Annotated in this window: 23 protein-coding genes; 5 read left to right on the forward strand and 18 right to left on the reverse strand. The window is 43.9% G+C overall.

What is annotated here, in order from left to right; genetic code table 11:
* Positions 1–73 precede the first annotated feature (73 nt).
* Together RSK81_RS10905 and RSK81_RS10910 are read right to left on the reverse strand one after the other, a co-directional pair.
* Positions 74–1,828, reverse strand: coding sequence for a glycerophosphoryl diester phosphodiesterase membrane domain-containing protein (locus tag RSK81_RS10905; RefSeq protein ID WP_002901535.1), 1,755 nt, complete (start codon positions 1,826–1,828; stop codon positions 74–76).
* 90 nt (positions 1,829–1,918) lie between these two features.
* Complete coding sequence (locus RSK81_RS10910; RefSeq protein WP_002896624.1) at positions 1,919–2,413, reverse strand: DUF536 domain-containing protein; 495 nt, start codon at positions 2,411–2,413, stop codon at positions 1,919–1,921.
* 300 nt (positions 2,414–2,713) lie between these two features.
* Between RSK81_RS10910 and RSK81_RS10915 the strand changes: the two genes are divergently transcribed.
* On the forward strand, positions 2,714–3,889 hold the full coding sequence (locus RSK81_RS10915; RefSeq protein ID WP_002910712.1) for an NAD(P)/FAD-dependent oxidoreductase: 1,176 nt from the start codon (positions 2,714–2,716) through the stop codon (positions 3,887–3,889).
* A gap of 108 nt (positions 3,890–3,997) precedes the next feature.
* Here the strand turns inward: RSK81_RS10915 and RSK81_RS10920 are convergent, their stop codons facing one another.
* From RSK81_RS10920 to RSK81_RS10955, 8 genes are all read right to left on the reverse strand, one after another.
* Entirely contained in the window at positions 3,998–4,738 is a 741-nt protein-coding gene (locus RSK81_RS10920) for a MerR family transcriptional regulator (RefSeq protein WP_315686802.1), read from the reverse strand.
* A gap of 105 nt (positions 4,739–4,843) precedes the next feature.
* Positions 4,844–5,590 carry a class I SAM-dependent methyltransferase gene (locus RSK81_RS10925; RefSeq protein WP_315686804.1) on the reverse strand — a complete coding sequence of 249 codons (747 nt, stop codon included), beginning with the start codon at positions 5,588–5,590 and terminating at the stop codon, positions 4,844–4,846.
* Positions 5,591–5,713: 123 nt separating this feature from the next.
* A complete protein-coding gene (locus RSK81_RS10930) occupies positions 5,714–6,052 on the reverse strand; it encodes an AzlD domain-containing protein (protein ID WP_002923128.1) in 339 nt (112 codons plus the stop codon).
* Positions 6,042–6,737: an AzlC family ABC transporter permease gene (locus RSK81_RS10935; RefSeq protein ID WP_315686807.1), complete on the reverse strand. Its 696-nt coding sequence runs from the start codon at positions 6,735–6,737 to the stop codon at positions 6,042–6,044. The genes RSK81_RS10930 and RSK81_RS10935 overlap by 11 nt, the downstream gene beginning before the upstream one ends.
* Positions 6,738–6,746: 9 nt before the next feature.
* Positions 6,747–7,757 (reverse strand): tRNA (adenosine(37)-N6)-threonylcarbamoyltransferase complex transferase subunit TsaD, encoded by a 1,011-nt coding sequence (tsaD, locus tag RSK81_RS10940; RefSeq protein WP_268681606.1) that lies wholly within the window; start codon positions 7,755–7,757, stop codon positions 6,747–6,749.
* Positions 7,747–8,199, reverse strand: a complete 453-nt coding sequence (rimI, locus tag RSK81_RS10945; RefSeq protein ID WP_315686812.1) for a ribosomal protein S18-alanine N-acetyltransferase — start codon at positions 8,197–8,199, stop codon at positions 7,747–7,749. The genes tsaD and rimI overlap by 11 nt, the downstream gene beginning before the upstream one ends.
* Positions 8,196–8,882 carry a tRNA (adenosine(37)-N6)-threonylcarbamoyltransferase complex dimerization subunit type 1 TsaB gene (gene tsaB / locus RSK81_RS10950; protein WP_002910728.1) on the reverse strand — a complete coding sequence of 229 codons (687 nt, stop codon included), beginning with the start codon at positions 8,880–8,882 and terminating at the stop codon, positions 8,196–8,198. Before tsaB ends, rimI begins: the two co-directional genes overlap by 4 nt.
* A gap of 9 nt (positions 8,883–8,891) precedes the next feature.
* Complete coding sequence (locus RSK81_RS10955; protein WP_000225125.1) at positions 8,892–9,356, reverse strand: MarR family winged helix-turn-helix transcriptional regulator; 465 nt, start codon at positions 9,354–9,356, stop codon at positions 8,892–8,894.
* 132 nt (positions 9,357–9,488) lie between these two features.
* Between RSK81_RS10955 and RSK81_RS10960 the strand changes: the two genes are divergently transcribed.
* The 4 genes from RSK81_RS10960 to rnjA all read left to right on the forward strand — a co-directional run bounded on the left by RSK81_RS10960 (position 9,489) and on the right by rnjA (position 13,954).
* Positions 9,489–10,541, forward strand: coding sequence for an SDR family oxidoreductase (locus RSK81_RS10960; protein WP_002903702.1), 1,053 nt, complete (start codon positions 9,489–9,491; stop codon positions 10,539–10,541).
* 226 nt (positions 10,542–10,767) lie between these two features.
* A complete protein-coding gene (locus tag RSK81_RS10965; protein ID WP_061592275.1) occupies positions 10,768–11,805 on the forward strand; it encodes an SDR family oxidoreductase in 1,038 nt (345 codons plus the stop codon).
* Between the two features lie 232 nt (positions 11,806–12,037).
* Positions 12,038–12,268, forward strand: coding sequence for a DNA-dependent RNA polymerase subunit epsilon (locus tag RSK81_RS10970; RefSeq protein WP_032914983.1), 231 nt, complete (start codon positions 12,038–12,040; stop codon positions 12,266–12,268).
* A gap of 3 nt (positions 12,269–12,271) precedes the next feature.
* Positions 12,272–13,954: a ribonuclease J1 gene (rnjA, locus tag RSK81_RS10975; protein WP_002898451.1), complete on the forward strand. Its 1,683-nt coding sequence runs from the start codon at positions 12,272–12,274 to the stop codon at positions 13,952–13,954.
* Positions 13,955–13,983: 29 nt separating this feature from the next.
* On the opposite strand, the gene RSK81_RS10980 is transcribed toward rnjA, so the two are convergent.
* From RSK81_RS10980 to RSK81_RS11015, 8 genes are all read right to left on the reverse strand, one after another.
* Positions 13,984–14,730 carry a DNA alkylation repair protein gene (locus RSK81_RS10980; RefSeq protein ID WP_315686818.1) on the reverse strand — a complete coding sequence of 249 codons (747 nt, stop codon included), beginning with the start codon at positions 14,728–14,730 and terminating at the stop codon, positions 13,984–13,986.
* A gap of 92 nt (positions 14,731–14,822) precedes the next feature.
* Positions 14,823–15,236, reverse strand: a complete 414-nt coding sequence (locus tag RSK81_RS10985; RefSeq protein WP_315686819.1) for a hypothetical protein — start codon at positions 15,234–15,236, stop codon at positions 14,823–14,825.
* A 101-nt stretch (positions 15,237–15,337) separates the two neighbouring features.
* A complete protein-coding gene (locus RSK81_RS10990) occupies positions 15,338–15,757 on the reverse strand; it encodes a hypothetical protein (protein ID WP_315686821.1) in 420 nt (139 codons plus the stop codon).
* A gap of 83 nt (positions 15,758–15,840) precedes the next feature.
* Positions 15,841–16,245, reverse strand: a complete 405-nt coding sequence (locus RSK81_RS10995; RefSeq protein ID WP_002919764.1) for a GNAT family N-acetyltransferase — start codon at positions 16,243–16,245, stop codon at positions 15,841–15,843.
* 51 nt (positions 16,246–16,296) lie between these two features.
* A complete protein-coding gene (gene glnA / locus RSK81_RS11000) occupies positions 16,297–17,643 on the reverse strand; it encodes a type I glutamate--ammonia ligase (protein WP_002919765.1) in 1,347 nt (448 codons plus the stop codon).
* Between the two features lie 31 nt (positions 17,644–17,674).
* A complete protein-coding gene (locus RSK81_RS11005; protein ID WP_002898467.1) occupies positions 17,675–18,040 on the reverse strand; it encodes a MerR family transcriptional regulator in 366 nt (121 codons plus the stop codon).
* An 80-nt stretch (positions 18,041–18,120) separates the two neighbouring features.
* Positions 18,121–18,645: an FUSC family protein gene (locus RSK81_RS11010; protein WP_002898470.1), complete on the reverse strand. Its 525-nt coding sequence runs from the start codon at positions 18,643–18,645 to the stop codon at positions 18,121–18,123.
* Between the two features lie 177 nt (positions 18,646–18,822).
* Entirely contained in the window at positions 18,823–19,488 is a 666-nt protein-coding gene (locus tag RSK81_RS11015) for a CHAP domain-containing protein (RefSeq protein ID WP_004188880.1), read from the reverse strand.
* Positions 19,489–19,584 lie beyond the last annotated feature (96 nt).

The raw sequence follows: 19,584 nt of genomic DNA on the forward strand, positions 1-19,584 counted from the left end.
AATACTCGAACCAGCAAAAAAGACTGAAGAATCTCAGTCTTTTTTGATTTATAGTTGTTCCCTCATCAGTCCACTACACAAAATTAAGCAAATCCGCTGCCTTACTCATCAAAAGCAGGGCATAGTCGGGTTTGTTTTGCAGCTCCTTGATAGAGCTCTGCACCAGCTCCAAATCATCGGTAATCATGCCGTCAACGCCCAAGCGGAAGGATTTGCCAATGCTATCTGCATCATTGATGGTCCAGTCATAAAGCTGCTTATCTGTCGTCCATAGCTTATCGACAAAGTTTTCATCGAGGGTCGAGTACTCCATCGTATAGCCAGAAGCCTGTGTCCGTGGAAAAATGGTATTGTAGGGCAGGATAAAGAAGGTTGGTATGCCCTTATCATACTGGACTGTCTTGTCAATAACCTGATAGTCCAAAGACTGAATCTGGTGGCCATAAACCTTGATATTGGCTCCGTATTGACTAAGGAAACGGTCCATCATATCAGCTGAGTCCAAGTTGCTAGTCTTGATTTCTATCAAGAGTCTCTGGCCCATTTGATTGGCTCGTTTGAGATAAGCATCAAAGCTGGAAATTTTGGCAGTGTGTCCATTTTCTGAAATATCTAAAGCCGTCAGCTCTTGCAGAGTCAGCTCTTGCGGTCTGGCATCGACGCCGGCCAATGCTTCTAGATTGGCATCGTGCATCATGACAAACTGGCCATCCTTAGTCTCCTGAACATCCATTTCTATATAATCTGGCTTGAGCAGGGCGGTTTTCTCTAACGACTCAACCGTATTCTGGACACCATTTCCCTGTGAAACTCCACGATGCGAGATAGTCAGAGGGACGTTTTCCAAGGGAAGATTGAGATAGACAAAGCCTTCAAGGGCAAAGACAGAGCTAGTGACCAAAAGGATAAACCAGCGCATGAGTGGCAGGCCTTTCCTGTATCGGTACTCAGATAGCTTACTGTCTGTCAGAAAAGCCACAAACTTAATCAGAAAGTAGGCTACCATAAAGTAATAAGCCAGCTTGATGAGGCAGTAATTGACAACCGCTGCTGTCAAGGCTATCTGATTGGACTGGCCATCCGCATACTGCTGCAACACTAAAATCGGAATGCTGCTTAAAAGAAAGAAGAGAAAGCTCTTGGCCAGTATCCAAAAGAGCTGCCAAGTATAGCGAATCAAGTGCCCCTTGGTCTTCTCCAAACTATACCGAATCGCATCTCGTAGGCGGAAATGCTCAAAAAAGAGCTTGGGCAGGGCAAACATTAGTCGGACAGCTATCAAAAAAAGCAGAAAACCTAAAGCATAGATTGATAATTTCATCCATAAGGCCGTCTTGAGATAGGTCACGATAAATTCTGGAATCAGAATTTTATTCAAGTAGTAGATTTTGAGAATTTGCCGCAGAAAGGGAAAGATAAAGCCCATATACAGTGCAATAAAGAGGACCTTGCTGGGTCGGGCGTAGCGAATCAGCGAACCGCTGTCTTTAAAACTTTTCTTAATAAACTGAAAGGCGCTTCGTTCTTCCTCGTCCAGAAGATTGCGGAGCCCCATAAATATCAGTCCAATCTGAAAATAAGCGACAAAGAGGTTGGCCGCAAAAAGTGCTAGAAAGGCCAAGCCAACCCAGACATTTGAAGTCAGAACCTTCAGGGCATTCGTATAGGATAAGAAGAGGTAGCCTGTCTGCTTGAGCAAAGTCTCTGCTGCAAAGGAGTTGAAAGGCACCCAGGCCAGCTCCATGAGCATAAAGACTGTGAAAAAGAGCAACAGAATTTTATCAAGATTACGATAGAGACGTAAAAGTCCCAGTCTTTGTGATTTCATTTTCCTCCTTTATGTTGTGAACAATATAAAACTTGCTAAAAAGCGATTCTTATTTAAAACAAGGTTGAGACAGATGTCCCAACCTTATTTTTATTTTCCAAATAAACGTGCCCAGAAGCCCTTGCTTTCCTGCTCCTGCACCTTTTCCTTGGCTTCATCCAACTCCAACAGCAAGGTTTCACGCTCATTCATAGCCTTAGCTGTTAGCTGCTGCTGCTGGTCCAACTGCTTGTCCTTTTCAGCAATCTGGACGTCCTTGATGCGCAGCTGCTCATCTTTCTTAGCTAGCTGGCTGTCCTTGGCCTTAAGCTGCTCATAGAGACGCACAATCTCAGCATTTTTTTCATCCACCAAGATTTCCATCAGCTCGCGTTGCTTCACATCTTCGCTAACAGGTTCATCTTCAAAAATAGTTTTCTTATAAATCTCTTCCAGCTTAATCAAGCCGCTGCGGGTCACCACCGTGACTCCTTTTTCATTCTTTTCCGTATCTTCTGGCGGCAGTGCCTTGACACGATTGTTAATCGCCTGGCGGCTAACTCCAAGAATCTCGGCTAACTCGCTGACTGTCTTTTCAATTGCCATAATTTCCTCAAAAACTTTTTCTAGTTTGTAGATACCTAAATCTTATCATATCAAGCCTTAACTGTCAAATTTCACAATATTTTTTGAGCCTGACTCCTATCTTTTTAGCCCTTTTTTATGATACAATGAGACAGATTAGTCTAGTAAGAGAAATAAAAAAATATAATGAATGTAGAAATCTAGATATTCCTAGCTATAGTCCTCCAAGAGGAACCACAAGACAGCAAAAAGGCACCTGTAAGGACATACTAGACTTCCAACCAACAGATAGAAACCACTCTCCACGAAAGGAAAAGACCAATGAAGTATTTCGACACAATCATCATCGGCGGAGGACCGGCTGGCATGATGGCTGCCATTTCCAGTTCTTTCTACGGACAGAAAACCTTGCTCCTCGAGAAAAATAAACGACTGGGTAAGAAACTAGCTGGTACAGGTGGCGGGCGCTGCAATGTGACCAACAACGGAAACCTAGATGACCTCATGGCCGGTATTCCAGGCAACGGGCGCTTTCTTTACAGCGTCTTTTCTCAGTTTGACAACCATGATATCATCAACTTTTTTACAGAGAACGGCGTCAAACTCAAGGTCGAAGACCACGACCGTGTTTTCCCAGCGACAGACAAGTCCCGCACTATTATCGAAGCTTTGGAAAAGAAAATTGCAGAGCTGGGTGGCACTGTCATCACCAATACTGAAATCGTCTCCGTCAAAAAAAATGATAATCTTTTCACTATCAGATCCAGCGATCATACTTGGACCTGCCAAAAATTGATTGTGACGACTGGCGGCAAGTCCTACCCTTCAACAGGCTCGACAGGATTTGGTCACGATATTGCCCGACACTTCAAGCACACGGTGACTGAGCTGGAAGCTGCTGAAAGTCCTCTTATGACTGACTTTCCTCACAAAGCGCTTCAGGGGATTTCGCTGGACGATGTGACCCTAAGCTATGGCAAGCATGTCATCACCCACGATCTGCTCTTTACCCACTTTGGTCTATCAGGTCCGGCCGCTCTGCGCTTGTCTAGCTTTGTCAAGGGTGGCGAAACCATTTATCTGGACCTTTTGCCACAGATGAGTCAGCAGGCTCTGGCGGATTTTTTAGAAGAACATCGGGAAAAATCGCTGAAGAACTGCCTGAAAATCCTCCTACCCGAGCGAATGGCAGACTTTTTTGCCCAACCCTTTCCCGAGAAAGTCAAACAACTCAATCTCAGTGAAAAAGAGGCTCTCATCAAACAAATCAAAGAACTGCCCATCCCTGTCACTGGCAAAATGTCTCTGGCCAAGTCCTTTGTAACCAAGGGCGGAGTCAGCCTCAAAGAAATTAATCCCAAAACTCTGGAAAGCAAGCTCGTTCCCGGTCTCCACTTTGCTGGAGAGGTCCTAGACATCAATGCCCACACAGGTGGCTTCAACATCACATCTGCCCTCTGTACCGGCTGGGTGGCAGGAAGCTTGCATTATGAGTGATTAGAAAAATATTTTAAAGTAATTGAAAAAACTGGTCGAGGAACATTGCACTGCACCCTAAAAGTTAACTAACTTTTGGGGTGCAGTGCAGAATATTCTCACCAGTTTTTATTCTGCATTTGTCCGCACATAAGCAGCAATCACATCTGCTGTGTACTGGGCAGTTCCTGATCCAAATTTATCGATATTTTTCTTGAATTCTGGATTATGAACATAGCCCTGACCGATGTGAGCAAAGACTTGCAGCGAGCAGTCAAAACCGTAAGTGCGAATGGCTTGTAAGAGACGTGTAGCCTGCTCTTGATTTTCTGCTGCCTCAACTAGCAAGCCTTGCTGCATATTCTCTGCCAGACTCTGAAAAACTTGGTTGAAGGCTGCAGCAGATTCTTCTTCCCGTCCATTTTGACGAACCAATGCTTCCGACATGACTTCTTGACCGTATTCTTCGACGGCTTCTTGATGATATTTGTGATTGTCTTCATAGGTAAAACCTGCGAATTTTTCTTTCATTGTCATTTTTCTTTCTCCCTTTTCATCTTGGATGGTTTTTTGTAAGGTGGAAATCAAGGTATCCAAGCGGTCTCTTTCCTGCTGCAAATACTCTAACTGCCTAACCAGATGCGGCAATAAAGCCTGTTCATCCTGACTCAACAGCTCTGCTATTTTCTCCAAAGAAAAACCCAGATACTTATAGTAAAGGATGACCTGCAGCCGCTCTAAATCAGCTTGGCTGTATGTTCGATAGCCATTTTCTGATTTGGCAGGGACTAACAGTCCGATTTTGTCATAATGATGCAGGGTTTTGACAGAGACTCCTGAAAGCTGCGCAGCTTCTTTGATATGGTACATGATAGACCTCCTTACTACTATAGTATAAGCCCTGACCAAAGGTCAGAGTCAAGCTTTTTTAGAAATTTTTTTAAACCTATTTAAAGTTCCCAAAGCGTCTAGCAGTTATTTACGAGAAACCATAGCAATAAAGCCCAGTTTTTCCTGATTTTTTTGAAACATCTTAAACATCTTCATAAACTGGCCGTAGTTCTCTTTTTTAAGGGCATTAAAGCAGATTTTCAGAGTTCCTCCAAGTCCTTCATCATAAATCATACCTCGAAGGCTCATCAAGGTCATTTCGCCGACAAAAGTGTCTACACGATTAAAAGCGTGAGAACGCGCCAGCTGAATCCAAGAGCCTTCTGTCAGAGGACCGACATTGACATTAATTGCACGAGATAGCTCTTCCCGGACATTCTCATCTCTTTGTTTGAGCATGACATCATGGGTGAGGAGCACTCCGCCTGGCTTCAACACCCGGTAGTACTCATCCATACATTTGGCCTTCCCCTTATCTGTCTGCATGGTCAGCATGGCTTCATTGATAACGATGTCAAACGAATTATCATCATAAGGCAGCTTCATGGCATTAGCCTGCTCAAATGTGACGAGTTCACCAACACCAGCTTTGTCTCCATTAAGCTTAGCCTGAGCCAGCGCAGCCTTATCCAAATCAACTGCAGTAATCTGGCAGCCATATCTTTTAGCTAGCTCGATTGTTGTGGTCCCCATATTGCAGGCAACTTCTAGAACTTTCTTATCGCTGGAAAACTGCCCCTGCTCAATCAGCCAGTCAGTTGCCAGCTTACCACCGGGACGAAGGCGTTTCTTTCCTAATTTTGCTAAAAATTTATGACCTGCTTCTGCCATTTCCGAACCTCCATGATTTTGATTGCTTCCATTATAGCATAAAATATTATATTTTCAGATAATTCTTAGAATTTAGCAAAAAAACAGACCGAATCGACCGATTCAATCTGTCTTGTATCTTCTTTACAGCCCAAGAAATCCAGCCAGATAGCGTAGCAGGGCCACCAAGACCACGCCAAATATAACAGTTGCAATTAAGTTTTTATACTTAAAAGCCACATAGCTAGTCGGAAAAATGGCCATTAAATCCAGCCATTTAAAACTCGGCAACTGGCCTGTTTTAGCATTGGTGACACTGGACAGGATTAGGGCAAAGATAATGGAAACTGGCAGATATTTGAGGAAACGCTCTACCATGGGCGGAAGCCCCTTGTACTTGACTAGGATAAAGGGCAAAACCCGCGGAATCCAAGTGACCAGGGCTGACAAAAGAATAGCCAGCAAAATATATTTACTTATCATCCAAAAGCACCCCCACTGTACAGCCTAGCAAGGTTGCAAAAAGCACCGCCAGCGAATTTTGAAGCAGCATGGTCAGGAGCAAGTAGGCAAGACCCACCATGCCCAAGACGAAAAAGAGCTTCTTTATCTTGACCCGGCGCAGCATGATTGTAAACTGAGAAGAAAAAATGCCAATAAACATGGCGACTAGGGCAAAGTCCAGGCCGAAGCTCTCAGGATTGGGCAGAAGGGCACCGAGGGCAGTTCCCAAAATAGACCCCAAAATCCAAGCAGTATAACTCATGAAATTGTTACCCATCATCCAGCTAGCAGCGATTTCCTCTGTATGTGCCCGTTCTCCCATCAAGACTCCATAAGATTCATCCGTCAAAAAAGAGCCAATGACAATATTCTGCATCAAGCTAGACTTACGAAAAAAAGTTGATGCATGCAGACAGAGCAGAAGATGCCGAATATTGATGAGAAAAACAGTCAGTGCAATGGCTAAAACCGGCGCCTGCTGGGTAAATAAACCAATCATGGCAAACTGGGCACTGCCGGCATAAACCAAAATACTCATCAGCCCCATCTCCAAGGGATTCATATAGGGTGCCGCCATGATGCCACAGGCTAGGCCAATCCCAATATAGCCCAGAGCCGTTGGCACTGCCGCCTGTGCCCCCTGTTTAAATGTCTGCCCGCGCATTCTTCTCCTTTACTCCATCGTTTCAAAAGCCAGACTTGGCTTAGCATTGAGGTCCAAACTGGCAAAATTCTTCTTATTCCACTCACTGACACTAGCATAAGCAATCATACCAGCATTGTCACCGCAAAGGCGCAGAGGCGGAATAATCACCTTAACATCCTGAATCTCAGCAGCCAAGCGTTCTCTCAAGCCTTGATTAGCCGCAACACCGCCCGCCACGACTAGAGTCTTGACTGGATATTTTTCCAAGGCTTTCTTAGTCTTGGCCATGAGAATATCCATAACCGCTGCCTGAAAGCTAGCAGACAAGTCTTGATTAGACAAAACCTCTCCTTTTTGTTGGGAATTGTGGTGCAGATTGATAAAGGCTGACTTGAGACCGGAAAAAGAAAATTCCAGATTGTCTTCCTTAATCATGGCCCGCGGAAAATCATAAATATCCTGTCCCTCATGAGCCAGCTGATCAATCTCCCGGCCTGCTGGATAGGTCAGCCCCATGACTCGACCGACCTTATCATAGGCTTCACCGACCGCATCATCGCGAGTTTCCCCCACAATCTTATAGTCACCAGCCTGACTAACATAGACCAGCTCAGTATGGCCGCCACTGACCAAGAGAGCCAGCAAGGGAAATTCCAAGGGCTCCACGCTCTGAGCTGCCATCAGGTGCCCGGCCATATGATTGACTGGAATCAAGGGAATATCGTGAGCCCAAGCAAAGGACTTGGCCGCTGCCAAGCCGACCAGAAGCGCCCCGACTAGACCAGGACCATAGGTGACCGCCACCGCTGTGACTTGCTCCTCGCTAATCCCTGCTTCTGCCAAGGCCTCCTCAATGCAAACCGTAATGACCTCTACATGGTGACGGCTGGCCACTTCTGGTACCACTCCGCCAAAACGCTTGTGGCTCTCAATCTGGCTGGCAATGACATTGCTCAAAAGCTCAGTCTCATTCTTCAGAACTGCCACACTGGTCTCGTCACAAGACGTCTCAAAAGCTAAAATATATCTATCTTTCATGGATCTCTCTTTTCATGACAATCGCATCTTCCACCGGCGCATGGTAGTAGGCCTTCCGCCGCGCGATTTCTTCAAATTTTTCTTTTTTGTAAAATAGCAGAGCTGGCTTGTTGGACTCCCTAACTTCAAGGAAAATCTCTTTGTCTGCTGGCAAAAAGTCAAACAAGGCTGTTGCGATTTTCTGCCCCTGATAGCTAGGCAATACAGCAATCTGCAGGACTTCCGCTTCAAAGTCTGTCTCCTGCCAGACTAAAAAGCCGACAAGCTGATTCTCATCTGCTGCTAGCGCACAACTGTTCACATCCGAACGCAGAACCTCTTCCACTTGGCCTGCGGTCCAATGGCTGACCGCATAGACAGCAAGTAAGAGCTGTTCCAGCTCTTCTGCCAGAACTGCCGCGTCCACATCCGAGTTAGCGCTCCATTTTCTCATCTCAATCATAGGCGCTGAATGTAAGAATCACTGGATTCCTGATGGGTCTTGAGCCAATTTTCCTCAGCCTCTACCCGTTTGAGGTAGTTAGGAACAAAGTCATGAATGGACTGGGCTGGCAGGTCTAGACCGAGACGACCAACAGCTGCTGCGTCTGGTAAGGTCGGCTGAATGGCAGCCTGAGGAAGAGCCGCTTCAATCTGCTCCACAAAAGCTATCGTTTCTCCGACAAAGGTGACCGGCTGGTTAGCAGCGACAGCTATTTCCAAAACCTCTGCCAAAGGTAGATGAGCTTCCGGCCGTACAGCCTGACCAGACTGGTAAAAGCCAGCATAGACATTATTGCGGCGGGCATCCATGACAGGAATGACCAAGCCTTCCGCCTGCTCTGGGACTAAAGCCAGCAGACTAGACACACCGACCAGCTCAATCTTGAGGGTATGAGCCAGAGTCTTGGCTGTCGCCACCGCAATTCTCAGACCTGTGTAGCTGCCCGGACCCTGAGCAACTACGATACGATCCAAATCCGTCGGCTTCATGTCCAGACTATTCATCAGAAAATCAATAGCCGGCATCAGGGTAATGCTGTGGTTTTTCTTTATATTTAAAGTCATCTGCGCCAGCAAGGTCTCGTCCTCTAAAATCGCGAGCGTCAGCGCCTTACTTGACGTATCAAAAGCTGCAATCTTCATGCTTATCCTCTATTTTTCCTCTTGCCGCCAAAGTGAGCGGCGTTTTAATTTGTCTTCGTAGAAACTATCTACCAAAAATTCCTCTAAAATCTGGCTAAAAGCCTCCAAATTAGGCACTTGCTGCGCCAAGTGTTTTCCAAAAATCGCTTCTTGCTCAGCAATCTTGGGCAGCAAATCCGCTCCAGCAGCAGTCAAGCTCAAGCGAGAACTGCGCTTGTCCTTGCTAGAAATTTCCTTCTTGACCAAGCCTTTTTTAATCAAAGCCTGCACCAAGCGACTAGGGCTTTTTTCCTCACAAATCAGGGATTCCCCCAAGCCCTTGAGAGACAGCGGAGCATGTTCGCCCAAAACGAGCAAGACCTCGCTTTGATTGGGCGTAATTCCCAAAGGCTCTAGCAACTTCCCATATTCTCTCGTCGCTAAGCTCTCTGCACTTCTAAACAAATAGCCAAATCGAATTCCTTCTGCTACCACGCTGCTCTCCTTTCAAAAATCACTTCTATACTATTTTACACTAGATTAGGTAAATTGTTGACAATTTTAGTTAAAAAATATAAAATCTTAAATAGATGATATATCATCTATTTGCGAAAGGAGGAATAACGGATGACCCCAAACCCTACAAATCAAAAACCAGCTAGAACAATGACCCACGCTTTTGTGACTGGTGCGACCGGTCTTTTAGGAAATAATCTCGTGCGTGCTCTGCTAAAAGAAAACATTCAAGTGACCGCTCTCGTTCGCTCCGAGGAAAAAGCGCGCAAACAATTTGCCGACCTGCCTATCCAGATTGTCAAGGGGGATATTTTAGAGCCCGAAAGCTATCGTGACTATCTAGCAGGCTGCGACAGCCTCTTTCATACCGCTGCTTTTTTCCGCGATAATTATAAAGGCGGCAAGCACTGGCAGGAGCTCTACGACACTAATATTATAGGCACAAATAACCTCCTAGAAGCTGCTTACGAGGCTGGTATCCGCCAATTTGTCCATACTTCCTCCTGTGTCGTACTGGAAGGTGAGGCCAATCAGCTAATCGATGAAAGCATGTCTCGCTCAAAAGATACTCCTTTTGATTACTATCGCAGCAAGATTTTGAGTGAAGAGGCCGTTCGTGATTTCTTGGACAAGCATTCAGATGTTTTCGGTTGCTTTATCTTGCCGAGTGTAATGTTGGGTCCTAGAGACCTTGGTCCGACCTCCAGTGGGCAGCTGATTATCAATTTTGTAGAGCAAAAACTTCCAGGTATCTTAAAGGCTAGCTATAATATGGTGGATGCTAGAGATGTAGCAGATATTCATCTCCGCGCCATGAAATACGGACGCTCAAAGGAGCGCTATCTGGCAGTTGGACGGCAAGTGACCATGACAGAATTGTACCAAATACTGGAAAAAATCACTGGCGTTCCCGCCCCCAAGCGCAAGATCTCCCCTCTTTTCGTCAAAATCTATGCCCAAGCAAGTGAGCTCTACCACCGGCTCACCAAAAAACCAATTTTGGTTACCAATGAGCTCGCTCATCTCATGGCCGAAGAATATCTCAAAAGTAATTTTAGCTTTGCCAAAACCGAGAGCGAGCTAGGCGGACAGCATCGCCCTCTCGAAGAAAGCTTAGCTGACGTGGTAGATTGGTACCGCAAGCACGGCTATTTCGCCAAATAAGCAGCCCTCAAAATCAAGTGACCAAATGTTCATCGCTTGATTTTCCGCACTTCTGAATAAATATCTAAAACGGTCTCCTAAAGATGACATTCTATTCCCGTCCTTTGCAAATTTCTTCTGTATCTATTTTACACTAATTCCCTTAATTGTTGACAATTAATCTTGCAAAATATAAAATAAGAGAATAGATGACATGTCATCTAAATATAATATAAGGAGAATATCCATGCCCCCAAAACACCAAAGCCGAAGTATTCACCACGCCTTCGTTACTGGCGCAACAGGTTTATTAGGAAATAATCTAGTGCGAGCCCTTCTAAAAAAAGGAATTCAGGTGACTGCTTTAGTACGCTCTCGACAGAAAGCCTTAGAACAGTTTGGCAATTTGCCAATCCATTTCATTGAAGGAGATATTTGCAAGCCAGACAGCTATCAAAATCATATGCAAGGTTGTGATAGTCTTTTTCATACAGCTGCTTTCTTTCGAGATAGTTTGAAAGGCGGTCAGCACTGGCAAGAACTGTATAATACCAATGTGAAGGGTAGTTTGGAACTTTTTGAAGCTGCTTATAAAGCTGGCATTCGCCAGGCAATCCATACCTCATCAATTGCAGTTCTCTATGGTGAACAAAATCAACTGATTGATGAAAGCATGCTACGCAGCAGGAATACAAGCAATGACTACTACCGCAGTAAGATATTAAGCGAAGAGGTTCTCTTAGATTTTTCAAAAAAACATCCTGATTTTTTTGTTAGTTTTGTCCTGCCTGGATTTATGTTTGGCCCAGGCGATATCGGTCCCACCTCTGCGGGACAGTTGATTTTCGACTTCGTTCATAAAAAACTGCCTGGAATCATTCCCGGCAGCTACAGCGTCGTAGATGCCCGAGACGTTGCAGACTGCGAAATCCTAGCTATGCAGTATGGCCGACAAGGAGAACGATATTTAGCAGCTGGTAGGCATATGACGATGGAAGAATTATTGAGGAACCTAGAAGCGGTCAGCGGAGTTGCCGCTCCAACTAAACGGATTCCTCTTTTTCTTCTAAAGATAATTGCTCAGTCCAATGAACTATATCATAGCCTAACAAAACGGCCTATTTTGTTGAGTAAGGCTGCTGTGACCTCTACCGAAGAGGAATATCTCCGAACACATTTCAATTCTGCAAAATCCCAAAATGAGTTGGGAGCCCATTTCCGTCCCTTTGAAGAAACTCTCAAAGATGTCCTAGCTTGGTACAAAGAGCACGGCTACCTCTCATAAAATTAAAAGTATTCCGAACAGGCATTTCAGGAATATAGAATCCGAATGCTTTCAGACTAAATCACTCTTACATTTTCTTATCTCCACCTTTTACTATTCTTCTATTTTATGTTATAATCATTATAATTGTAACGAATCAGGATTAATCTACTACTCAGAATTAAATAAAAGAAAACAGCTAATCAGCTGTTGTTTTCTGCAGGTTAATCATGAAAATATGAAAGGAAATGTAATGATTTACAAAGTTTTTTATCAGGAAACAAAAGAGCGCAGCCCGCGCCGTGAAAAGACACGTGCCCTTTATTTAGAGATTGAAGCAGCTAATGAATTGGAAGGCCGTATTCGGGCTCGTAAGCTCATCGAAGAAAATACCCCTTACAATATTGAATTTATCGAGCTCTTGTCTGACAAACACCTCGAATACGAAAAAGAGTCAGGCACTTTTGAATTGACGGAGTTCTAACCCATGGCATATACCTTAAAACCCAAAGAAGTTGGCGTTTTTGCGATTGGTGGGTTAGGCGAAATCGGTAAAAACACCTACGGGATTGAATACCAAAATGAAATTATCATCGTAGACGCCGGCATCAAGTTCCCAGAAGACGACCTGCTAGGAATTGACTATGTCATTCCTGACTACTCTTATATCGTGGAAAATATTGACCGCGTAAAAGCTGTTCTCATCACCCACGGGCACGAGGACCATATCGGCGGTATTCCTTTCCTGCTCAAGCAAGCCAATGTTCCTATCTATGCTGGTCCTCTAGCGCTGGCCCTCATTCGCGGCAAGCTAGAAGAGCATGGTCTATTGCGCGATGCCAAGCTCTATGAAATCAATCAAAACACAGAACTGCAGTTCAAGCATCTGAAAGCTACTTTCTTCCGGACAACCCACTCTATTCCAGAGCCTTTGGGAATTGTCATCCATACGCCGCAGGGTAAGATTGTCTGTACCGGTGACTTCAAGTTTGACTTTACTCCAGTCGGTGAGCCGGCAGACTTGCACCGTATGGCTGCTCTGGGTGAGGAAGGCGTTCTCTGTCTCCTATCTGACTCGACCAATGCTGAAGTTCCGACCTTTACCAATTCCGAAAAAGTGGTCGGACAGTCTATCATGAAGATTATCGAAGGCATTCATGGACGGATTATTTTCGCCTCCTTTGCTTCAAACATCTTCCGACTCCAGCAGGCAGCAGATGCTGCTGTCAAGACCGGTCGTAAGATTGCGGTCTTTGGCCGATCCATGGAAAAGGCTATTGTCAACGGGATTGAGCTGGGCTATATCAAGGTTCCTAAAGATACCTTCATCGAGCCAAATGAACTCAAGGACTATCCTGCTGGCGAAGTGCTGATTATGTGTACCGGAAGTCAGGGTGAGCCGATGGCAGCACTGTCTCGGATTGCCAATGGTACCCACCGTCAGGTTCAGCTGCAGCCTGGAGATACGGTCATCTTCTCATCCAGTCCTATCCCTGGTAATACGACCAGCGTTAACAAGCTGATTAACATCATTTCCGAGGCTGGTGTAGAAGTGATTCACGGTAAGATTAACAACATCCACACCTCTGGACACGGTGGCCAGCAAGAGCAGAAACTCATGCTTCGCTTGATCAAGCCTAAATATTTCATGCCAGTCCATGGTGAATACCGTATGCAAAAAGTCCATGCAGGTCTAGCCGTTGATACTGGAGTACCAAAAGACAATATCTTCATCATGAGCAATGGTGATGTGCTGGCTCTGACAGCTGACTCAGCTCGTATTGCCGGCAGCTTCAACGCTCAGGATATTTATGTTGATGGGAACCGCATTGGTGAAATCGGAGCTGCAGTCCTGCGCGACCGTAAAGACCTGTCAGAGGACGGCGTTGTCCTGGCTGTCGCGACGGTTGATTTTGAGTCCAAGATGATTTTAGCCGGTCCAGATATTCTCAGCCGTGGCTTTATCTACATGCGCGAATCAGGTGACCTCATTCGCCAAAGCCAGCGCATCCTCTTCAATGCTATTCGCATTGCACTCAAGAATAAAGACGCCAGCGTCCAATCTGTCAGCGGCGCTATCGTCAACGCCTTGCGTCCTTTCCTCTACGAAAGTACCGAGCGCGAACCTATTATTATTCCGATGGTGCTTACACCAGACGAAGATAACTAAAAAATAAGCTTTGCTAGATTTAGCAAGGCTTATTTTTCTGCTTTATTTTTTGTTCGCGAAGCATGCTTGATAATCCAAGCGCAACTCGGACTCAATTCTTCCTTTTGCCAAACTTGAATGATACACTCAAACTTTTCAGGAGCTTCTTTATATAAATCATTCAGATTATTAGCGACACTTTTTTGGATTGATTTATCCGCATCATCCTTTAGATTCTTTAAAATAGCGGTAAATTCATCAAAATAATCTAAGACCACAGTCTGCTTCTTAGCCCAGGGCAGTCGGATACGCATACACTCGCTGGCTAATCTGCGGACGCGTATATTCTCATCTTGGCTCCACTCTAGCAGTAAATCCATCGTAGCTTTAGGATAATTAGCCAGCAAGGGCCGCATGGAAAATTCTCCAGTAAATCGCTTGGTTAATTCCTTGCTGAAGGCTGCACTCAGCTCGAATTCCTGACTTCCGTAAAGTTCTACGTATTTGCCAATCGGCCACAACCAGTACCCTTCTGAGAACATCCCCAAGCCGCCCTCTAACTCCGGACCAAGTATCTGCTCAAAAACCTTCAGAGAATCAGCATAAGAAAGCGGCAAGCATTCTTTGATACTCTTTGCCATCAACTCTTGACGCTGAGTAAATTCCAAAGCCTCTAATTCGCTTTCAACTAGAGACATAAAATGCTGAGCATCAAATTTATCTGTGACTTCTTGCAAGCGACTACTCAAATCCCCCGCATAAATCAAATCATAATAATCTTTAACCTTTTTTGCCATGATTTTTAATTCCTCTTAACAGACTTCTCACTGCTTCTTCCTCTTTCTCTGCTAAATCTACATAAAAATTATCAAAGGATTTTAAATTACTATTACTCAAAAATCCTACCTCCTACATATAAATCATTTGCTAAAGACATTGAATTTGGAACTACCTCATTATCTTTTACTAAAAAGGTGACATTCCAAGAAGAATTTTCAATATGATTGAATCTCCCATATACATTAACAATTTCTCCAGCGCTCCGTGGTGTTCCGTTGCCTACTTCTTCCCAATTCGTTTCCTCCCAATTGATCTCCACTGATTCAATTTTAGGATTTTGTGACTTCACAAATTTTTTAATCTCTTCCTCTTGTGACTTTAAATAATCTAGCTGTTTCTCTTTTATGGATTGCAAATTAGCTTTGCCATCTGAAAACAAATTCCCCTGGCTGAACATATATAAAATTCCTCCTCCAATAACAAGGACAATAAATAGCAACCAAATGATTTTATGTTTCTTCATTTTCTTCCTCCTAGACAATAGAAGTTACATATTATGACACAAAATTACATAAAAAGATGTGTGAAATCTGTATAGAAATTATCCGATGATTTGAACTGCTCTCACTCAAAAATCTCTCCTCCTGCTCGTAATGGACTACCTTGCATGATAGAATCGATATCCACTTTCCCATCTTTTACATCAACCAAAACACTCCAACTCGAGTCTTCAATATGGTTAAATCCTCCAAAAATTCTTATCACTTCTCCTCCTCCCCACGGAGTACCATTGCCTACTTCTTCCCAGTTTATCTGGTTCCAATCCACCTGAACAGATTCAATCTTAGGATTTTGTGACTTGATAAAATCTTTGATTTCTTCCTCATGTTTTTTCAGTTCATCCAACTGCTTTCCCTTTATCGTTTGCAAATTTGGCTTTTTGGTTATAATTTTATTTAAGCTCTCCTGATTTCCAAGGAAAAAAGCTCTACCGATAATTCCTAGACTTACTAAAGCTATGCCTATTGTTTTCTGCCTTTTCATTTCCTATTCCTTTTAACAGTCATTGCTATTATTATAGCATAAAAAAACAGAAGCCAAATTGACTTCCATCTAATGAGACTAGCTCAGCTCAATCGCTTGATAAAATGATATTTGGTAATGCCCTTTTGCGGGACATCTGTTAGACTGGCATAGATTTCATAGCCTTGCTTGATGTAAAAATCCTTGGCCTGATAAGATTTAGTGGACAAAGTAATGCTACTCACTCCAGCTTCTGCAGCCTTTTCTTCTAATTCTGCCAGCAGACTGGCTCCCAAACCTTTTTCCTGATGTTCTTTATCCACCACCAAAGCCTTGATATGAATGTTTTCCAGCACCTGTTGGGCATGGAGCAAGGCAATCAACCGGCCACCCTCCTCCCGCCTTAGATAATAATCTTGAGGTTCAAGTTTTTCAAGCATACCTGAACCAAAACAAGCCTCATATTGCTCATCAAAAACCCGCTTTATAAAATCATGAAATTTTTCCATCTTTCTCCTCCACGAAAAAGCAGGGGATATGCCAATCCTCCTGCTCTAAGTTTAGTATAAATCTAGATAATTATCCACTTCCCATTGAGAGACAAAGGTTGCATAGCTAGCCCACTCGATACGCTTAGCTTCTAAGAAGCTTGTATAGATATGATCGCCAAGTGCTGCTTTAACGACTTCGTCTTCTGTCAAGGCTTTCAAGGCATTGTGAAGAGTTGATGGCAGGTCTGTAATTCCTGCTTCCTTCCGCTCCTCAGGAGTCATGATATAGATATTCTCTTCGATTGGGGCTGGAGCTTCGATTTTATTTTCAACACCGTGCAGTCCAACTTCCAAGAGAACAGCCATAGCAATATATGGATTAGCCATCGGATCAACGGAGCGCAGTTCCAAGCGAGTACCCATACCACGAGAAGCTGGCACACGCACTAATGGTGAACGATTGCGTCCTGCCCAAGCGATATATACTGGCGCTTCATAGCCAGGAACCAGACGTTTGTATGAGTTAACCGTTGGATTCATGATAGCTGTATAGTTATAAGCATGGTTAATCAAACCACCCAAGAAATGGTAGGCTATTTCTGACAGCTGCATACCCTTTGGATCTTCTGGATCGAAGAAGGCATTATTTCCGTCTTGATCAAAGAGGGACATGTTACAGTGCATACCAGATCCCGCGATGCCAAACTTCGGCTTAGCCATAAAGGTCGCATAAAGGCCGTGCTTACGAGCAATAGTTTTCACAACCAGCTTAAAAATCTGAATTTTATCACAAGCACGGAGCACTTCGTCATACTTAAAGTCAATCTCGTGCTGGCCGACTGCGACCTCATGGTGGCTAGCTTCTACTTCAAAGCCCATCTTGGTCAGGACATTGACGATTTCCCGACGAGTATTGTCTGCCAAGTCTGTTGGCGCCAAGTCAAAATAGCCACCCTTATCATTTACTTCCAGCGTCGGATCGCCATTTTCATCCAGCTTAAAGAGGAAAAATTCTGGCTCTGGTCCGAGGTTAAAGGACTTGAATCCCAGTTCTTCCATATGCTTGAGAGCGCGTTTGAGGTTGCTGCGAGGATCCCCTAGGAACGGTACATGATCTGTCGTATAAACATCACAAATCAGACCCGCTACACTGCCATTTTCATCTCCCCAGGGAAAGACTGTCCAAGTATCCAGATCAGGATAAAGATACATATCTGATTCATTGATACGGACAAAACCTTCGATGGAAGAACCATCAAACATGGCTTTATTGGATAAGACTTTGTCAAGCTGTTCATCCGTGGCAGGAATTTCCACATTCTTCATAGTTCCTAAAATATCAGAGAACATAAGACGAATAAAGGTAACATTTTTCTCTTTTACTTCGCGACGGATATCAGCTGCTGTAATAGACATTAAATTTCTCCTTGTAATTCAAACAAAATAGCTATGGTCGACGCATCTGACCAAAGGTTGGCAGAGAAGAAGCAAAACGGCCTTGCTGCAAGATGTCATGATGCAGAGCACGGCGGACATCTTTTTCACTAATGGTCTTGTGGGACTTAGCTTCACGCTCAGCATATTTCCTCTTAATTGCAGCGATATTATAACCTTCCGAAATATAATCTTTAATTTCTAAAAGACGGTCCATATCATTCAAAGAATACATCCGACGATTGCCCTCATTTCGAGCAGGGGTAATCAGATTCTGGTCTTCATAATAACGGATCTGACGGGCAGATAGGTCCGTCAGTTTCATAACACTGCCGATGGGAAAGACTGCCATGTTTCGGCGAAACTCTTTTTCCTTCATTCAAATTCCTCTCTACGCACTATTATAGGACGAAATAAATCTTATGTCAAGAAATAATGTCAGATTTTCTTACACGGATTTTATTTTTTCTTTTCAAAGATGGTTCGCAGCCGATCTATATCAGAATTTACCAGAATTGCAACAAAGACTCCCATAAAGGTTTCAAAGATTCTGGCAAAGACATACAAGATGGTATCTTCCGGCCGAATGGACAGGGTAATAATCAGCATAGCAGATACTCCGCCAATGACTCCCGCCTTGTTGTTCATAGCGACATTGGTCATAATTGTCAGCATGGTACAGACCGGCACTAAAAGGAGGGTGACCCAATACTGCTCCTTAAAGACACTATTGACAATGAAAAAGAGCAGAGCGTAAAAACCACCGATGCTGTTTCCCAAGATTCGCGATGTCCCGAAGTGGACACTCTTATCAAAATCCTCACGAAGACTAAAGACCGCCGTTAAAGCACCAATTTGCAGGCCTTTCCAACCAAAAAGCCCAAAGAGCAGTAGAATGATGAAAACAGCCAGACCGGTTTTAAAGGTACGCATGCCCAGACGAAATTTCGATTTATCAAACTTGTACTTATTGAAATAACTCATTAGTCTCCTTCCAGGAAATCCTCCCTCTCTTCATTTTAACATATTTCGTCTCAAAAAAACTCTTTCTGCTCAGGACTTTTCCCACACAAAGAAAAAGCCCTATCAGCTACCGCATCAAGAGCTATCGACTATTTAAAAGCTGAGACATTATCTGTCCCAGCCGCATTTTTATTATCTTTAGTTTGGATAAATGTAGGTAACGCCACCCATAAATTCATTTGGGTTAAAGTAGCCACGATAGTTGTTAATTTGCTTTTGGCGATTGTAGTTCGCTTCTAGAACTTGAATTGAGCTGTCGCTTTGCACATCTGTCACATAAGCAACATGTCCGTATTCGCCACCATCCCAAACTGCAATAGCACCTGGTACTGGAACATTTCCTGTTGCATAACCCTGAGCACCAGCATTAATTGCCCAAGTATTAGCATTGCCCCACCAGTTGCTTGCCCAGGGAGCCATTTCTTTCACGCCCCAGGTACATTGGCCGATTGGGTAAGAATTGCCATAGTCAGTTGGCGTATTTAAGACAACATCTTCAGTATCAGATACCAAAGCAGCATCACTTGTCGCTTCATAAGCTGGAGCGCTGTAAGGATTGTAAGTCTGAGCCAAAGCTGTACCATTTACTTGCAGCACATCTCCTGGGTTAATCGTATCAAAAATTGTCTTTCCATTATTGGCAGCAAGTTCGTAAGGATTCATTCCATTGGCACTAGCAATGGCAAAAAAAGAGTCCCCTTGCTGGACAACATAAGAATCTGCATGAACAGCTTGAGCGCCGATTGTCGCCAAAAAAGCTGTGGAAGTTAAACCAAGAGTCGCTTTAGCAAATGTTTTTTTCATAACTGTTTTTCTCCGTATAATTTGATGATAAAAAAATCATACCTCATTTACATGTCAGTTTTTTTAGAGTTATGTTTTTGTCATGTTACAAATGAT

The sequence above is a fragment of the Streptococcus sp. DTU_2020_1000888_1_SI_GRL_NUU_041A genome (assembly GCF_032387735.1).
Lineage (GTDB): Bacteria > Bacillota > Bacilli > Lactobacillales > Streptococcaceae > Streptococcus > Streptococcus sanguinis.

Excerpts from the sequence above, each read along its gene's own strand:
- rnjA (WP_002898451.1), top strand. The coding sequence starts at position 12,272 with ATGGCATATACCTTAAAACCCAAAGAAGTTGGCGTTTTTGCGATTGGT.
- RSK81_RS10960 (WP_002903702.1), top strand. The coding sequence starts at position 9,489 with ATGACCCCAAACCCTACAAATCAAAAACCAGCTAGAACAATGACCCAC.
- RSK81_RS10920 (WP_315686802.1), bottom strand. The coding sequence starts at position 4,738 with ATGTACCATATCAAAGAAGCTGCGCAGCTTTCAGGAGTCTCTGTCAAA.
- RSK81_RS10935 (WP_315686807.1), bottom strand. The coding sequence starts at position 6,737 with ATGCGCGGGCAGACATTTAAACAGGGGGCACAGGCGGCAGTGCCAACG.
- RSK81_RS10985 (WP_315686819.1), bottom strand. The coding sequence starts at position 15,236 with ATGAAGAAACATAAAATCATTTGGTTGCTATTTATTGTCCTTGTTATT.
- rimI (WP_315686812.1), bottom strand. The coding sequence starts at position 8,199 with ATGATTGAGATGAGAAAATGGAGCGCTAACTCGGATGTGGACGCGGCA.
- RSK81_RS11010 (WP_002898470.1), bottom strand. The coding sequence starts at position 18,645 with ATGAGTTATTTCAATAAGTACAAGTTTGATAAATCGAAATTTCGTCTG.
- RSK81_RS11015 (WP_004188880.1), bottom strand. The coding sequence starts at position 19,488 with ATGAAAAAAACATTTGCTAAAGCGACTCTTGGTTTAACTTCCACAGCT.
- RSK81_RS10925 (WP_315686804.1), bottom strand. The coding sequence starts at position 5,590 with ATGGCAGAAGCAGGTCATAAATTTTTAGCAAAATTAGGAAAGAAACGC.
- RSK81_RS10930 (WP_002923128.1), bottom strand. The coding sequence starts at position 6,052 with ATGATAAGTAAATATATTTTGCTGGCTATTCTTTTGTCAGCCCTGGTC.
- tsaB (WP_002910728.1), bottom strand. The coding sequence starts at position 8,882 with ATGAAGATTGCAGCTTTTGATACGTCAAGTAAGGCGCTGACGCTCGCG.
- RSK81_RS10905 (WP_002901535.1), bottom strand. The coding sequence starts at position 1,828 with ATGAAATCACAAAGACTGGGACTTTTACGTCTCTATCGTAATCTTGAT.
- RSK81_RS10915 (WP_002910712.1), top strand. The coding sequence starts at position 2,714 with ATGAAGTATTTCGACACAATCATCATCGGCGGAGGACCGGCTGGCATG.
- RSK81_RS11005 (WP_002898467.1), bottom strand. The coding sequence starts at position 18,040 with ATGAAGGAAAAAGAGTTTCGCCGAAACATGGCAGTCTTTCCCATCGGC.
- RSK81_RS10910 (WP_002896624.1), bottom strand. The coding sequence starts at position 2,413 with ATGGCAATTGAAAAGACAGTCAGCGAGTTAGCCGAGATTCTTGGAGTT.
- glnA (WP_002919765.1), bottom strand. The coding sequence starts at position 17,643 with ATGTCTATTACAGCAGCTGATATCCGTCGCGAAGTAAAAGAGAAAAAT.
- tsaD (WP_268681606.1), bottom strand. The coding sequence starts at position 7,757 with ATGAAAGATAGATATATTTTAGCTTTTGAGACGTCTTGTGACGAGACC.
- RSK81_RS10990 (WP_315686821.1), bottom strand. The coding sequence starts at position 15,757 with ATGAAAAGGCAGAAAACAATAGGCATAGCTTTAGTAAGTCTAGGAATT.
- RSK81_RS10980 (WP_315686818.1), bottom strand. The coding sequence starts at position 14,730 with ATGGCAAAAAAGGTTAAAGATTATTATGATTTGATTTATGCGGGGGAT.
- RSK81_RS10970 (WP_032914983.1), top strand. The coding sequence starts at position 12,038 with ATGATTTACAAAGTTTTTTATCAGGAAACAAAAGAGCGCAGCCCGCGC.
- RSK81_RS10995 (WP_002919764.1), bottom strand. The coding sequence starts at position 16,245 with ATGGAAAAATTTCATGATTTTATAAAGCGGGTTTTTGATGAGCAATAT.
- RSK81_RS10965 (WP_061592275.1), top strand. The coding sequence starts at position 10,768 with ATGCCCCCAAAACACCAAAGCCGAAGTATTCACCACGCCTTCGTTACT.